Annotated in this window: 13 protein-coding genes; 11 read left to right on the top strand and 2 right to left on the bottom strand. The window is 68.4% G+C overall.

Translation table 11 applies throughout. The features are described 5' to 3' along the window. Positions 1–42 precede the first annotated feature (42 nt). The 8 genes from secD to infA all read left to right on the top strand — a co-directional run bounded on the left by secD (position 43) and on the right by infA (position 8,822). The gene (gene secD / locus AB0P21_RS26730; RefSeq protein WP_363699939.1) at positions 43–1,797 is read left to right on the top strand and encodes a protein translocase subunit SecD; all 1,755 of its coding nucleotides are present in this window, start codon (positions 43–45) and stop codon (positions 1,795–1,797) included. Further along, a complete protein-coding gene (gene secF, locus AB0P21_RS26725; protein WP_363699938.1) occupies positions 1,797–2,987 on the top strand; it encodes a protein translocase subunit SecF in 1,191 nt (396 codons plus the stop codon). The genes secD and secF overlap by 1 nt, the downstream gene beginning before the upstream one ends. 22 nt (positions 2,988–3,009) lie before the next feature. Continuing rightward, positions 3,010–3,549 carry an adenine phosphoribosyltransferase gene (locus tag AB0P21_RS26720; RefSeq protein ID WP_363699937.1) on the top strand — a complete coding sequence of 180 codons (540 nt, stop codon included), beginning with the start codon at positions 3,010–3,012 and terminating at the stop codon, positions 3,547–3,549. 311 nt (positions 3,550–3,860) lie between these two features. Further along, positions 3,861–6,059: a bifunctional (p)ppGpp synthetase/guanosine-3',5'-bis(diphosphate) 3'-pyrophosphohydrolase gene (locus AB0P21_RS26715; RefSeq protein WP_363700229.1), complete on the top strand. Its 2,199-nt coding sequence runs from the start codon at positions 3,861–3,863 to the stop codon at positions 6,057–6,059. A 235-nt stretch (positions 6,060–6,294) separates the two neighbouring features. Then, on the top strand, positions 6,295–7,014 hold the full coding sequence (locus tag AB0P21_RS26710; RefSeq protein ID WP_363699935.1) for a hypothetical protein: 720 nt from the start codon (positions 6,295–6,297) through the stop codon (positions 7,012–7,014). Beyond that, on the top strand, positions 7,011–7,631 hold the full coding sequence (locus AB0P21_RS26705) for an HAD-IA family hydrolase (RefSeq protein ID WP_363699934.1): 621 nt from the start codon (positions 7,011–7,013) through the stop codon (positions 7,629–7,631). Before AB0P21_RS26710 ends, AB0P21_RS26705 begins: the two co-directional genes overlap by 4 nt. Before the next feature lie 185 nt (positions 7,632–7,816). Beyond that, positions 7,817–8,596: a GNAT family N-acetyltransferase gene (locus AB0P21_RS26700; protein WP_363699933.1), complete on the top strand. Its 780-nt coding sequence runs from the start codon at positions 7,817–7,819 to the stop codon at positions 8,594–8,596. A 1-nt stretch (position 8,597) separates the two neighbouring features. Next, complete coding sequence (gene infA, locus AB0P21_RS26695; protein ID WP_363699932.1) at positions 8,598–8,822, top strand: translation initiation factor IF-1; 225 nt, start codon at positions 8,598–8,600, stop codon at positions 8,820–8,822. Positions 8,823–9,174: 352 nt separating this feature from the next. Here the strand turns inward: infA and AB0P21_RS26690 are convergent, their stop codons facing one another. Both AB0P21_RS26690 and AB0P21_RS26685 read right to left on the bottom strand, forming a co-directional pair. After that, positions 9,175–10,023, bottom strand: a complete 849-nt coding sequence (locus AB0P21_RS26690; RefSeq protein ID WP_363699930.1) for a hypothetical protein — start codon at positions 10,021–10,023, stop codon at positions 9,175–9,177. 56 nt (positions 10,024–10,079) lie between these two features. Then, the gene (locus AB0P21_RS26685) at positions 10,080–11,306 is read right to left on the bottom strand and encodes a DUF349 domain-containing protein (RefSeq protein ID WP_363699928.1); all 1,227 of its coding nucleotides are present in this window, start codon (positions 11,304–11,306) and stop codon (positions 10,080–10,082) included. A 275-nt stretch (positions 11,307–11,581) separates the two neighbouring features. Between AB0P21_RS26685 and AB0P21_RS26680 the strand changes: the two genes are divergently transcribed. The 3 genes from AB0P21_RS26680 to aspS are packed head-to-tail and all read left to right on the top strand — an operon-like array spanning position 11,582 to position 15,427. Next, a complete protein-coding gene (locus AB0P21_RS26680) occupies positions 11,582–12,262 on the top strand; it encodes an MBL fold metallo-hydrolase (RefSeq protein ID WP_363699927.1) in 681 nt (226 codons plus the stop codon). Positions 12,263–12,266: 4 nt separating this feature from the next. Beyond that, positions 12,267–13,622, top strand: coding sequence for a histidine--tRNA ligase (gene hisS, locus AB0P21_RS26675; protein ID WP_363699926.1), 1,356 nt, complete (start codon positions 12,267–12,269; stop codon positions 13,620–13,622). Then, positions 13,619–15,427: an aspartate--tRNA ligase gene (gene aspS, locus AB0P21_RS26670; RefSeq protein WP_363699925.1), complete on the top strand. Its 1,809-nt coding sequence runs from the start codon at positions 13,619–13,621 to the stop codon at positions 15,425–15,427. The genes hisS and aspS overlap by 4 nt, the downstream gene beginning before the upstream one ends. Positions 15,428–15,471 lie beyond the last annotated feature (44 nt).

Below are 15,471 nucleotides of genomic sequence, written 5' to 3'. Positions count from 1 at the left end.
GTGATGCTCGGGCGCGCCCAGTAGCGCAAGGAAGAATCTGACGTGGCAACGACGACGACATCCCGCCCCGGGAGAAGCCTGATCGTCCTCGGCGTCGTCCTGGTCCTGTTGTTCGGGATCATGGCGCTCGCCAAGACCTGGGCCCCCAAGCTCGGTCTGGACCTTCGTGGTGGCACCACCATCACACTGACGGCCAAATCGCTGGCCGGCGGCGGCAAGGTGACGGCCGAGCAGCTGGCCGAGGCGAAGAACATCATCTCCCAGCGCGTGAACGGCGCCGGTATCGGTGAGGCGGAGATCGCCACCTCCGGTAGCGAGCACATCACGGTCGCCGTACCGGGTGCCAACCAGAAGAGTCTGGTCGACCAGGTCGGCCAGACCGCCCTGCTCTACTTCCGGGTCGTGTACGACGCGCAGGCCGGCGTACCTGCGCCGACCCCGGTGCCGTCGGCCACGCCGACCGGCAAGCCTTCCACCACGCCGAAGCCGAGTACGACGCCGAAGCCGAGCACCACGCTGAAGCCGTCGACCAGCGCGACCCCGAACGGCCGCGGCTGGAGCAGCGTGCTGGGCGCGGCCACGCCGACGCCGACCCCGAAGGCGAGCACCCCGGCGCCGTCGACACCGGCGCCGTCGACCCCTGCCGCGACGCCGTCCGCCCCGGTCAACAACGGTGACCCGCTGAACTACGCGCCGGACGCCGCGACCCAGGCCGCGTTCACCGCCTTCACCTGTGACAAGCCCGCTGCCAAGGACGAGCCGGACAAGCCGCTCATCTCCTGCAGCAAGGACAAGTCCACGAAGTACCTGCTCGGCCCGGCGATCCTGAAGGGGACCGACCTGTCCGACTCGACCGCCGGCATCCCGCAGGGCGGGTTCCAGTGGCAGGTCGACCTGAAGTTCACCGGTGAGGGCGGCGAGAAGTTCCTCAAGGCCACCACCGCGATCTCCAAGAAGCCGGCCGGCGCGAACCTGTTCGCGATCGTGCTGGACGGGGTCGCCATCTCCACCCCGAGCGTGAGCCAGCCGATCCCCGGCGGCCAGGCCCAGATCACCGGCTCGTTCACCGAGTCCGAGGCCCGCGACCTGGCCAACGTGCTGAAGTACGGCGCGCTGCCGGTGTCGTTCGACATCTCCGAGGTCGCGACGATCTCCCCGCAGCTCGGCGGCGACCAGCTCTCGGCCGGTATCACCGCGGGCCTGATCGGGCTCGGCCTGGTGATCATCTTCTCGTTCCTGTACTACCGGGGCCTCGGCCTGGTCGTGGTGGCCTCGCTGGTCGCGGCCGCGGCGCTCACCTACGCCTCGGTGGTGCTGCTCGGCAAGTCGATGGGCTTCACCCTGACGCTGTCCGGTATCGCCGGTCTGATCGTCGCCATCGGTATCACCGCGGACTCGTTCGTCATCTACTTCGAGCGACTGCGGGACGAGGTCCGCGAGGGCCGCAGCCTGCGCTCGTCGGTGGAGACCGGCTGGGCCCGCGCCAAGCACACCATCATCGCGGCCGACTCGATCTCGCTGCTGGCCGCGCTGGTGCTCTACATCCTGGCGGTGGGCAGTGTGAAGGGCTTCGCGTTCACGCTCGGCCTGACCACCGTGATCGACCTGCTGATCGTCTTCGTCTTCACCAAGCCGCTGGTGACGCTGCTGGCCCGGACCGACTTCTTCGGTCACGGCCACAAGCTGTCCGGCCTCGACCCCGAGCATCTCGGCGTCGAACGGCTGCCCGGCCAGATGCGGCCGGCTGACCGGCCGGCGGCGAAGTCGACGCGCAAGCCCGTGGGAGGCGAGGTCTGATGTCGAAGCTCGGAACCATCGGTGCCCGGTTGCACCGTGGTGAGGTCTCCTACGACTTCATCGGCAAGCGCAAGATCTGGTTCGCCGTCTCGATCGCCCTGGTGGTGATCTCGCTGGGCGCGCTGTTCGCCCGCGGGCTCGCGCTCGGGATCGAGTTCAAGGGCGGCGTCGAGTACCAGACCAACGTCAAGATCAACGACAACACGATCGACGACGTCACCGCCGCGGTGAAGGCGACCAACGCCCAGGACCTCGGCGACCCGGTCGTCACCACGATCGGCGGCGAGAAGGTCCGGGTGCAGACCAAGCCGCTGTCCCAGGCCGACATCGCCAAGGTCACCGACGCGATCGCCAAGGAAGTGAACGTGCCGGCCAGTCAGGTCAGCACCTCCCAGATCGGCGCCTCCTGGGGCTCCCAGATCGCCAACAAGGCGATCCTGGCGCTGATCGTCTTCCTGGTCCTGGTCTTCGGCGTGATCTGGATCTACTTCCGAGAGCCCAAGGCCTCGATGGCGGCCATCATCGCGCTGGTCCACGACGTGTTCATCACGGTCGGCCTGTACGCGCTGATCGGGTTCGACGTCACGCCGGCCACCGTGATCGGTGTGCTGACCATCCTCGGGTACTCGCTGTACGACACCGTGGTGGTGTTCGACAAGATCCGCGAGAACACCCGCGGCATCACCGGGTCGAACCGCTACACCTACAGCGACGCGACCAACCTGGCCGTCAACCAGACCATCGTCCGGTCGATCAACACCACGCTGATCGCCCTGATGCCGGTCGGCTCGATCCTGGTGGTCGGCACCGTGGTGCTGGGCACCGGCCCGCTGAAGGACCTCTCGCTGGCGCTGTTCGTCGGTATCGCCGTCGGCGCGTACTCGTCGATCTTCATCGCTCCGGCGCTGCTGGCCCAGTTCAAGGAGCGTGAGCCGGGGATGCAGGCGCTGCGCCGCCGGGTGCTGGCCAAGCGTGCGACGACCGGCGCCAAGGTCGGCGACCCGGTTGCTGCGGGTGCTGTCGTCGGCGGCGGAAGCGCCACCGACATCTCGCGGCCGCAGGATCGGGCTGCGAAGACCCCGAGCGCGACCGCCGGTACTCCGACGCCGTCGAGCCGCCCGGTACGGCCGACGAGTGGCGCAGGACGGCCGCAGCCGGCTCGCAAACCGCGTTCCAAGCGCGGCAAGTGACGGTTCTGGCGGAATACTGCTGATGCGTTCGCTGGACGAAGTACTGAAGGACGGCATCCGCGACATTTCGGACTACCCGCAGGCGGGGGTGGTGTTCAAGGACATCACCCCGCTGCTGGCGGACCACGGCGGCTTCAGCCAGGTGGTGGAGGCGCTGGCCGCCTTCGGCCGGGATGCCGACGGGACCGTCGTCGTCGACAAGGTGGTCGGGATCGAAGCCCGTGGCTTCATCCTGGCCGCCCCGGTCGCGCTCGCTCTGGGGGCCGGGTTCGTCCCGGTCCGCAAGAAGGGCAAGCTGCCGGCCGCGACGTACGAGGAGTCCTACGAGCTCGAGTACGGCGAGGCGACCATCGAGGTCCATCAGGACGCCTTCGAGCCGGGGGACCGGGTGCTGGTGATCGACGACGTGCTCGCCACCGGCGGCACGGTCGAGGCCTGTCTGCGCCTGGTACGCCGCTGCGGCGCCGAGGTAGCCGGTACGGCCGTGTTGATCGAGCTGTCGTTCCTACCGGGCCGCGACCGGCTCGCCGCGGAGCGGGTCGAGGCGCTCGTCACCGTCTGAGGTCAAGCGGTTACATGATTTCGGCGTGTTGTCCACAGGCCGGGTCAACCGGGTTGGCTTGTTCCCCCTAGACTGGTGGTCTGTCGGCGGAGGGATACAACGTGGGTGAAGACCCGGCGATGACTTCAGCGGTACCGGACGTGGTGCCGCACGAGCCTCCGCGCGCTCCGGCGAGCCGCCCGGTGGCCAGTTCTTCGCCGTCTCCAGCCGCCGCTCCGCCGCCTTCGGCGCAGCCACCCAGGATCGCGCCGGCCCGGGTTCGCGCCCGGCTGGCCCGGCTCGGCGGCACCCGGCACCCGAACCGGGCGCCGATGCTGGAGCCGCTCTTCCGGGTCGTTCGCGCGACCCACCCCAAGGCCGACCTGGCGATGATCGAGCGGGCCTATCGCACCGCCGAGAAGCACCACACCGGCCAGCTCCGCAAGAGCGGCGACGCGTACATCACGCACCCGCTCGCGGTCGCCACCATCCTGGCCGAGCTGGGCATGACGGCGCCGACGCTGTGCGCCGCGCTGCTGCACGACACGGTCGAGGACACCGACTACACGATCGCCGAGCTGACCAAGGACTTCAGCGAAGAGATCGCGATGCTGGTCGACGGCGTCACCAAGCTGGACAAGGTCAAGTACGGCGAGTCCGCGCAGGCCGAGACGATCCGCAAGATGGTCGTCGCGATGGCCAAGGACATCCGGGTGCTGGTGATCAAGCTCGCCGACCGGCTGCACAACATGCGCACGCTGGGCTTCCTGCGGCAGGAGAAGCAGGAGCGGATCGCCCGCGAGACGCTCGAGATCTACGCCCCGCTGGCGCACCGGCTGGGTATGAACACGATCAAGTGGGAGCTCGAGGACCTGTCGTTCTCGACCCTGCACCCGAAGGTGTACGACGAGATCGTCCGGCTGGTCGCCGAGCGCGCCCCGTCCCGCGACGAGTACCTCGCCTCGGTGATCGACCAGGTGCACGAGGACCTACGCGCCGCCAAGGTGAAGGCGACCGTCACCGGCCGGCCCAAGCACTACTACTCGATCTACCAGAAGATGATCGTCCGCGGCCGCGAGTTCGGCGACATCTACGACCTGGTCGGCATCCGCGTGCTGGTCGAGTCGGTCCGGGACTGCTACGCCGGGCTGGGTGTGCTGCACGCCCGCTGGAACCCGGTGCCCGGCCGGTTCAAGGACTACATCGCGATGCCGAAGTTCAACATGTACCAGTCGCTGCACACCACCGTGATCGGCCCGCAGGGCAAGCCGGTGGAGCTGCAGATCCGGTCCTTCTCGATGCACCGGCGCGCGGAGTACGGCATCGCCGCGCACTGGAAGTACAAGGAGGACCCGAACGCGCCGTCGCCGGAGGTGGGCGCCCCGCCGACCACCGAGATCGGCGCGCCGAACGAGATGCCCTGGGTCCGGCAGTTGGTCGACTGGCAGCGGGAGACCTCCGACCCGTCGGAGTTCCTCGACTCGCTGCGGTTCGAGATCAACAACTCCGAGGTCTACGTCTTCACTCCGCGCGGTGACGTGATGTCGCTGCCGACCGGCTCGTCGCCGGTCGACTTCGCCTACGCGATCCACACCGAGGTCGGGCACCGCTGTATCGGCGCCCGGGTGAACGGGCGGCTGGTGCCGCTGGAGAGCACCCTGGAGAACGGCGACGTCGTCGAGGTGTTCACCTCGAAGGCGCAGGGCGCCGGGCCGTCGCGCGACTGGCTGATGTTCGTCAAGAGCCCGCGGGCCCGCAACAAGATCAAGCACTGGTTCTCCAAGGAGCGCCGCGACGAGGCGATCGAGCACGGCAAGGACGCGATCGCCAAGCAGCTCCGCAAGGAAGGCCTGCCGCTGCAGCGGCTGCTCTCGCACGAGACGCTGACCGCGGTCGCCAACTCGCTGCGCTACCCCGACGTGACCGGTCTGTACGCCGCGGTCGGCGAGAGCCACGTGAGCGCGCAGGCCGTCGTACGGCGACTGATCGAGACGTACGGCGGCGAAGAGGGCGCGGCGGAGGATCTCGCCGAGGGCCTGCGGTTGCCGGCCACTCGCGAGCGCCGCAAGCGGACCGCGCGTGGCGACGCCGGTGTCATCGTCAAGGGTGCGACCGACATCCTCTCGAAGCTCGCCCGCTGCTGTACGCCGGTGCCGGGTGACGAGATCATCGGCTGGGTCACCCGCGGCGCGGGCGTCTCGGTGCACCGCGCCGACTGCGCCAACGTGGAGAACCTGCAGACCCAACCCGAGCGCATCGTCGAGGTCGAGTGGGCCCCGACCGCGCAGTCGGTCTTCTTGGTCGCGATCCAGGTCGAGGCGCTCGACCGGGCGCGGTTGCTGTCGGACATCACGCGGGTGCTGTCGGACTATCACGTGAACATCCTGTCGGCGGCGCTGACCACCACGCGCGACCGGATCGCCAAGTCCCGCTTCACCTTCGAGATGGGCGACCCGACGCACCTGGGTCACGTCCTGAAGGCCGTCCGCTCAGTAGAGGGCGTCTTCGACGTCTACCGAGTCACCCAGTAACGGGTCCCAGCTCAGCAGGCCGCAGCTCACCCGCCGCGGCCTGCTGGTGCTAGGTGCCGGGGTGGTGGTGGGGTGCAGTCCGGAGGAGAAGGTGGGGAGCAGTACGCCGGGGAGTGCGCCTGCTACCGCTTCGTCCGCTCCGCCTGGTTCGTCTGTGCCGCCTGCTTCGTCTCCTGTGCCTGTGCCGCCGACGTCCACTCCTGCCTCTCCTCCTGGGACCTCCCCGTCAGCGCCCGTGCTACCGAAGGTCTCACTCTGGCGACCTGGCCGCGGTGAGATCGAACCAGCAGCCAAACTCGCAGCCGTCCAGGCCGTCGAGAAGCTCCTGCAACGCCCGAACTCGGTGGTCGAGGTGATCGACGCCCAGTACGGCGGACTGCTCGCCGACACCGCGAGCGTGCTGGTCCCGTGCCGCGTCCATTCCGTTGCCAACGGCAAGCTAATCACCGGCGGCACCACGGTCGACGTACGACTGTCCAGATCAGGCCGAGCGTGGCGAGTGACAGCCACGCATCCCGCTCAGCCCGGCGCGGCGACCACCCGCCTGTCCGCCACCGCGAAGCAGGTGCTCGCCACCGACCGCATCATCCTCCCACCGGCCTCAGCCGCAGACATCCGCTCCGGGACCATCCACGACACCGTCCTGACCGCGATGCTCACCCTCTCCAAGACCTACCGAATCGGCGTCAGCGTCATCCGCTCCGGCCACCCGCTCAACGTCTTCGGCACCACCCGCCCCAGCGACCACCCGCGCGGCCGAGCCTTCGACACCTGGCAGATCAACGGCCGAGCCGTCGTCGACCCCGCCACCCCACGCACGCTCATCACCAACTACATGCGCGCCTCAGCCGCCACCGGCTCCTACAACGTCGGCGGCCCGTACCAACTCTCCGGCGCCACCTACTTCTCCGACCAAACCCACCACGACCACGTCCACGCCGGCTTCCGCACGTGATCACCACCGTGGTCCTGGACGCCATGGGTGTGCTGTACCGCCACGGCAACGTGGTGACCAACCTGCTGTCGCCCTACCTCCAGCGCAAAGGCTGCAGCGAATCCCCAGCCACAGTCCTCACGACGTACCACGCCTGCACTCGCGGCGAGCTGACAACCGCGGAGCTGTGGAGCAAGCTCGGCGTACAGGACACTGCGAACGACACCGAGTACTGCGCGGCGCACGAGCTGACGCCTGGCCTCATCCCGCTGCTGAAGCAACTTTCTGCCGCTGGACTGAGGCTGGCCTGCCTCACCAACGATGCTTCGGAGTGGTCTGCCGTTCTCCGGAACCGCTTCGGGCTCGATCGCTACGTCAAGCACTGGTACGTCAGCGCCGAGCTCGGAGTCCGCAAGCCGGATCCCGCCGCCTACACCGCCCTGATCGACGGGCTGGGAGCCGACCCGTCGACGGTTCTGCTCGTGGACGACCGCGGCACCAATCTCCTCCCGGCTCAGGCGCTGGGCCTGCAGACGGCCTTGTTCACCAGCGATGACACGGATAAGCATCTGATCCCCGTCGGCATCCCGCGTCTCCACACCATGCCGGAGCTGGCTCGCCTGGTGGCAGCGAAATAACCGGTGGCGGGGGAGTGGTCGGGTTGGTACCTTGCCCTGGTCCGTGACATCACGCCTGGAGGTGAGAACCCATGAACGCTGTAGAGCAGTGGGTGCTCCCTGGCTCGTGGTCACGGGCGGGCGATTGACGTAGGTGTCGGCGGGAGCGCCTGGAGCAGTTTCGGCACTCCCGAAGGGAAACACCTATGAACTCTTTGCCTTTCAGTCCCGGCCTCGGCGCCCACGCGGTGACGATCTCGCGCGTCGCGGACAACCAGTGGCACGCGGTGGAGAACGACCTGGTCGTCGGCCGCGGTCACGCCTCCCGCCGGCTCGACGGCCGGACCTTCGTCAGCGTCGACACCTGGCGCGGCGCGGTCTTCGACCAGCTCGCTGCCACGATGGTGGCTGATCAGTCGGAGCCGCTGTACACGGTGGTCGACGAGGCTGATCGCGACCTTGCCGCCAGTTGGGAACGCGTCGGGTTCACGATCTCGCGACGCGAGTTCGAGTACGTCGTACCGACCGAACCACCGACGAACCTGATTGATTTGCCTTCTGGGGTAGCCATCTCCGCTGCCGGCGAGAATCCGTTGCGGGAATTGGAGGATGCGGTCCGGACCGAGGTTGAGGCGTCCGTCGGCTGGCAGACGATGCCCGCGGAGGTGCTGCCGTGGCAGGGCGGTACCAGGCCGATGGACCCGTCGAAGTACACGGTCGCAGTACGCGATGACCGGTACGTCGGGTTGGTCCGGGTCGCGACGATGACGCGACGTCCACGGATCGGGCTGCTCGCAGTACTGGCTGCTGAGCAACGCCAAGGCATCGGCCGAGCCTTGCTGAGTGACGCGCTGACTCGGCTGCACCGCTCCGGCTTCGAAGCGGCCACCGCCGAGATCGATGAAACCAACCTGCCTGCACTGACGCTGTTCGCGAGCCTCGGTGCCCGCCGTACCGGCAGCACCCTGGAACTGGGAAAGGCCTGACATGCCCGGAAAAGTAGGTGCTCTCGAACTCGAAGGCACAGTCATCGAGTGCCTCCGCAACGCCAACTTCACCGTCGAACTCACCAACGGCCACCAGGTCCTCGCACACATCAGCGGCAAGATCCGGAAGAACTACATCAAGATCCTCCCGGAAGACCGCGTCCTGGTAGAGCTCAGCCCCTACGACCTGACCCGAGGCAGAATCATCTTCCGCTACCGCAACTGACAAGGCGCTCGGCAGCGCGCCCGCAGCCGTGCGGGGCGCTGCCGAGCCAGCTCAGTAAGGCGTACTGCGTCGCGAGCTTGCTGGTGCCGGCTCCATGGCCTCCGGGTGGGCGGAGGGGGTCGCTGGTCAGGGGCTTGGCGATCGCCATGCTGGACGAGGCGGCGAGCACGCAGCCGCTAGCGGGTGAATGCTGGCTGGTGTGGATGAAGGCTCCAGTTGGGCAGGACCGACAGCGGTTGGTTATCGCCTGGGGAGAATGCGCTGGCCGGTGCCAGCACAGCACGCCGTACTGCGCAGTTCAGTACGGCGTACTGCGTCGCGAGCTTGCTGGTGCCTGCGAAAGGGTCGGGTGTTACCAGCGGCGGGGGAGCTTCGGCCAGACGCAGAGGAAGGCTCCTACGGCTAGTTCCAGGGACGGGTAGCTGCCCCAGAGGTCGGTTCTGCGGACCGAGATGATGTGCCAGCCGAGAGCTTCCAGTTCCGTACGCCGTACTTCGTCGCGGGCTTGCTCGCGTTGGTGGGAGTGCCAGCGGTCGGAGTCGTACTCGAGGCCCAGGCGGCGGTTGTCGACGGGGTCGGGGTAGGCGACGTCGATGCGGTACTCGCGCGTGTGGCCTTTGATGCGAGTCTGCAGGTCAGGGCGGCCGAAGCCGGCGTCGATCATGCGTAGGCGGAGCCAGGACTCGCCTGGTGAGGCGGCGCGGCGGTCGGCGTAGTGGAGGATCTGGCGGGCTTGGTGGATCCCGCGCTTTCCCTCGTACTCCGCTGAGGCCGCTCGGATCGCCCAGCGGTCGGCTTTGCCGGAGCGGAGTAGCGCGTCGACGGCAGACAGGGCGAAGGGGCGGGGGAGTTCCATCGCGAGCTCGACGCCGGTGGCGATCGGGCTGATCACCGGGACGCCGAAGACCTGGACGATGTCGGCGGCTTCGCGGGTCCACTGGGCGCGGGGCGGCTTCGGGCCCAGCGCGGTTGTGTCGATGCCGTGGATCCACGCTGCGAGTTGGCCGCAGGCGATGGTTCCCTCCGGCAGCACTAGTGCGGCTGCTGCCGACCGTAGTTCAGGGCTGTCGATGGTGTCGGTGGCGACGTAGACATCGGCGAGCAGCTGGCGGATCTCGCCAACGGAGAGCAGCCACTTCAGCTTCTTGCCGGCCTGTCTGCCGGTAAAAGGCAGGCCGCTGAAGAACGGTGGGAAAGACATCGGCACAGGATGTCTGAGAACAGACATCCTGTGCTTTCAGTTGTCCACAGGCTTGGTCAGCTGAAGTCGGCCAACGCGTTCTGCGCTTGGGTGAGCCATTCGCGGCGGGCCGCGATGGCTTCGTGCGCCTCGGTGGCCTTGCGGGTGTTGCCTTGGGCCTCGTGCTTGGCGGCTTGCTTCTCCAGGTCCGTGATCAGGGCCTGGAGTTGCTTGACCGTGGCTTCGGCGCGGGCTCGGGCCTCGGGGTTGCTGTTGTTCCAGACCTCGTCCTCGGCGGACTTGACGGCCTGTTCGACGGCGCGCAGGCGGCCGTCGATGGAGCGCATCGAGTCGCGAGGGATCTTGCCGATCGCGTCCCAGCGGTCGAGGAGGTCGCGGAGTTGGTCGCGGGCCGTTTTGGCGTTGGTGACCGGGAGGATCGCTTCGATCTCGACCAGGAGGGCTTCCTTGGCTGCCTGGTTGGCGACCTGCTCCTCGTTCTCCTGGGCCTGCTCGGCGTCGCGGGCGCCGAAGAAGGCGTCCTGGGCGCTGCGGAAGCGGGCCCACAGTTTGTCGTCGACCTCGCGCGGTGCCGGGCCGGCCGCCTTCCACTGCCGCATCAGGTCGCGGAAGCGGCCGGAGGTCGGGCCCCAGTCGGTGTTCGAGGAGAGCGACTCGGCCTCGGCGGCCAAACGCTCCTTCACGACGGCTGCCTCGTCGCGCTTGGAGGACAGCTCGGAGAAGTGCTGCTTGCGATGCCGCGTGTACGTCGTACGCGCCGACGAGAAGCGGTGCCACAGCTCGTCGTCGCTCGACTTGTCGAGCCGGGGGAGTGCCTTCCACTCGTCCAGCAGTTCGCGCAGCCGGGTGACGCCGTGCCGCCAGTCGGTGCCGGCGGCGATCGTCTCGGCCTCGGTCGCGATCTTCGTCTTCGCGTCGCGGGCCTCCTCGACCTTCGCGGCGCGTTCGGCCTTCTTCTTCTCCCGCTGCTGGGCCACCAGCGGGGTGAGCGCCTCCAGCCGGGCGCGCAGCCCGTCCAGGTCGCCGACGGCCTGTGCCTCGTCGATCGCGCCGGTCACCTTCTTCACCGCGGCCCGGGCGTCGTCCGGCGAGACGGTGCCCGCCTGGACCCGCTTCTCCAGCAGGTCCACCTCGAACGCCAGGGCGTCGTAGCGGCGGGTGTAGAAGGCGAGTGCCTCCTCGGGGTTCGCGTCCGGCCACTGGCCGACCGCCCTCTCCCCGTCCTTGGTCCGGACGAAGACCGTTCCGTCGTCGCCTACCCGGCCCCAGCTTTCCTCGGCCACAACTCGCCCCTTCCGGCGGTATGTACTGCGCTCGTCCCCATTCTGGCCAGTCGCCGGTTCATCCGGCGAGCAGGGTCCAGTCGGGCGCGTCGGGAACTGTCCCCACGCGTATCACTGAACAATCACAAACTCCCGGCCGCTACGCAACGGGGTTGCGATCACAATCGGGCACAAAACAAGCAGTGGGTGATCGCGCGCAGCAATCCGGTTCGTACTCCGTACGCCGTCACCGGTAGCCTTGACAGGTCCCGCTGTCCGCTCCAGGAAGGTCTGTCGTGCTCATCGCCGGGTTCCCCGCGGGTTCGTGGGGTACGAACTGCTACGTCGTCGCCACCGGCCAGGGCGCGGAGTGCATCGTCATCGATCCAGGACAGGACGCCACCAGCGGAGTCGAGCAGGTGGTCCGGGAGAACAAGCTGAAGCCCGTCGCCGTGCTCCTCACGCACGGCCACATCGACCACATGTTCTCGGTCCTGCCGGTCTGCGGCACCTATGACAGCACCGCCTGGATCCACGCGGACGACCGGCACCTGCTGGCCGACCCAATGGCCGGCATCAGCCAGGAGAGCGCCCGGATGCTGCTCGGCGGCGACCACAAGTTCGCCGAGCCCGATGACGTCCAGGAGCTCAAGGACGGTCAGGCGCTCGAGCTGGCGGGGCTGCAGTTCACCGTGGACCACACCCCGGGTCACACCCGCGGCTCGGTCACCTTCACCACGCCGTACCTCGGGCCGGAGGACGTGCCCGCGGTGATGTTCTCCGGCGACGTGCTGTTCGCCGGGTCGATCGGCCGGACGGATCTGCCCGGCGGCGACCATCCGGCGATGCTGCATACGTTGGCCACCAAGATCCTGCCGATGCGCGACGAGATCGTCGTGCTCCCGGGTCATGGCGGCCAGACCACGATCGGCCGGGAAAAGGCGACCAACCCTTACTTGCAGGACCTGGAGACATAAGACAATGAGCAAGGTAACCCCGATCAGTGGGTTCCCCGAGTTCCTCCCGTCGGACCGGATCGTCGAGCAGCACTTCCTCGACGTGATCCGGGAGACGTTCGAGCTGCACGGCTTCGCCTCGATCGAGACCCGCGCGGTCGAGCCGGTCGAGCGCCTCTCGAACCAGGGTGAGGACGCGGACAAGGAGATCTACGCCGTACGCCGCCTCGGCGCCGCCGCCGAGGAGAAGGCGGAGCTCGGGCTGCACTTCGACCTGACCGTGCCGTTCGCGCGGTACGTGCTGGAGAACGCCGGCAAGCTCGCGTTCCCGTTCCGGCGCTACCAGATCCAGAAGGTGTGGCGCGGCGAACGCCCGCAGGAGGGCCGGTACCGCGAGTTCGCGCAGGCCGACATCGACATCGTCGGCGACGGCACGCTGCCGTTCCACTACGAGGTCGAGCTGCCGCTCGTGATCGCCGACGCGTTCAGCAAGCTGCCGATCCCGCCGTTCCGGATCCAGGTCAACAACCGGCAGATCCCGGAGGGTTTCTACCGCGGTCTCGGCATCGAGGACGTCGCCGCCGTACTGCGGATCGTCGACAAGCTCGACAAGATCGGTCCGGACAAGGTCACCCAGCTGCTGACCGCCGGGACCGGGCCGCAGCTGTCGGCCGAGACCGCCAAGCAGGTGCTCCGGCTCGCCGAGATCTCCAGCACCGACGCGTCGTTCGTCGAGCAGGTCCGGGCGCTCGGGGTGCAGCACGAGATCCTCGACGAGGGCCTCGAGCGGCTGGCCACCATCATGACCGCCGCGAACGAGCACGCCCCCGGCCTGCTGGTCGCGGACCTGAAGATCGCGCGCGGCCTGGACTACTACACCGGCACCGTCTACGAGACCCAGCTGATCGGCCACGAGTCCTACGGCTCGATCTGCTCGGGCGGCCGCTACGACTCGCTCGCCAGCGACGGCAGGACGACGTACCCGGGCGTCGGGATCTCGATCGGCGTGTCCCGGTTGATCACCCGGCTGTTCAGTCAGGGCCTGGTGAAGGGCTCCCGCAGTACGCCGACCGCCGTGTTGGTTGCCTTGAACAACGAAGATGAGCGGACCGGGGCGATGCGCACCGCCGCCGCGTTGCGGGCGCGCGGCATCCCGGTCGAGGTGGCGCCGGCGGCGGCGAAGTTCGGCAAGCAGATCAAGGACGCCGACAAGCGCGGCATCCCGTTCGTCTGGTTCAGCACCGAGAACGGCGCCGAAGTGAAGGACATCCGGAGCGGCGAGCAGGTGTCGGCAGACCCGGCGACCTGGGCGCCGCCCGCGCACGACGTACGACCCAGCATCGAAACACCGCAGCTCGAAACCCCTCAGGAGAACTCGTGATCCGTACCCATTCCGCCGGCTCGCTGCGAGCCGAGAACACCGGACAGACCGTCACGTTGGCGGGCTGGGTGGCGCGGCGGCGCGATCACGGCGGCGTGGCGTTCATCGACCTGCGCGACTCCAGCGGCACCGTCCAGGTGGTCATCCGGGACGAGGCCGCGGCCAGCGGACTGCGGTCGGAGTACTGCCTGAAGATCGTCGGCACCGTCGCGGCGCGCCCCGAGGGCAACGCGAACCCGGACCTGCCAACCGGTGAGATCGAGATCATCACCGAGGAAATCGAGGTCCTCAACGAGGCCGCCCCGCTGCCGTTCCCGGTCGAGGAGCACCACGCGACGCCGGTGAACGAGGAGGTCCGGCTGAAGTACCGGTACCTCGACCTGCGTCGCCAGGGTCCGGGGTCGGCGCTTCGCCTGCGCAGCAAGGTGAACAAGGCCGCTCGCGCGGTGCTCGACAAGCACGACTTCATCGAGATCGAGACGCCGACGCTGACCAAGTCGACGCCGGAAGGCGCCCGCGACTTCCTGGTCCCGGCGCGGCTGCAGCCGGGCTCGTGGTACGCGCTGCCGCAGTCGCCGCAGCTGTTCAAGCAGCTGCTGATGGTCGCCGGGATGGAGCGCTACTTCCAGATCGCGCGCTGCTACCGCGACGAGGACTTCCGCGCCGACCGGCAGCCGGAGTTCACCCAGCTCGACATCGAGATGAGCTTCGTCGACCAGGACGACATCATCACGCTGTCCGAGGAGATCCTGGTCGAGCTGTGGAAGCTGGCCGGGCACGAGGTGCAGACGCCGATCCAGCGGATGACGTACGCCGAGGCGATGGCGCGGTTCGGCAGCGACAAGCCGGACCTGCGGATGGGCCTCGAGCTGGTCGAGTGCACGGAGTACTTCAAGAGCACGCCGTTCCGGGTGTTCCAGGCGCAGTACGTCGGCGCGGTCGTGATGCCGGGCGGCGCCGACCAGCCGCGCAAGCAGCTGGACGCGTGGCAGGAGTGGGCCAAGCAGCGCGGTGCGCGGGGTCTGGCGTACGTGCTGGTCGGTCAGGACGGCGAGCTGGGTGGCCCGGTCGCCAAGAACCTGTCCGAGGAGGAACGCGCCGGGCTGGCCGACCACGTCGGCGCGAAGCCGGGCGACTGCATCTTCTTCGCGGCTGGCGCGGTCAAGTCGTCGCGCGCGCTGCTGGGTGCGGCCCGGCTGGAGATCGGCCGCCGCGGTGGCCTGATCGACGAGTCGACCTGGTCGTTCGTGTGGGTCGTCGACGCGCCGCTGTTCGAGCCGGCCGACGACGCGACCGCCGCTGGTGACGTCGCCGTCGGTTCGGGTGCGTGGACCGCGGTGCACCACGCGTTCACCTCGCCCAAGCCGGACTCGTTGGAGAGCTTCGACACCGACCCGGGCAGCGCGCTGGCGTACGCGTACGACATCGTCTGCAACGGCAACGAGATCGGTGGCGGGTCGATCCGTATCCACCGCGAGGACGTGCAGAAGCGGGTCTTCAAGGTGATGGGCCTGACCGACGAGGAGGCGACCGAGAAGTTCGGCTTCCTGCTCGACGCGTTCAAGTTCGGCGCCCCGCCGCACGGCGGCATCGCGTTCGGCTGGGACCGGATCACGGCGCTGCTGGCCGGCACCGAGTCGATCCGCGACGTGATCGCGTTCCCGAAGTCGGGCGGCGGCTTCGACCCGCTGACTGCGGCGCCGGCCCCGATCACCCCGGCCCAGCGCAAGGAGGCCGGCGTCGACGCCAAGCCCGAGGTCAAGGGCGACGCCAAGGCTGAGGTCAAGGCCGACGCCAAGCAGTAGTTCAGTCAGCGCGTGATCGTAGGGCCGTGGCAGATTGCTGTCAC

The organism is Kribbella sp. NPDC056861 (genome assembly GCF_040687575.1).
In the GTDB taxonomy this organism is placed as follows: Bacteria; Actinomycetota; Actinomycetes; order Propionibacteriales; family Kribbellaceae; genus Kribbella.
Note: the sequence above shows the minus strand (reverse complement) of the source record. Positions and strands in the feature narration are given on the sequence as shown.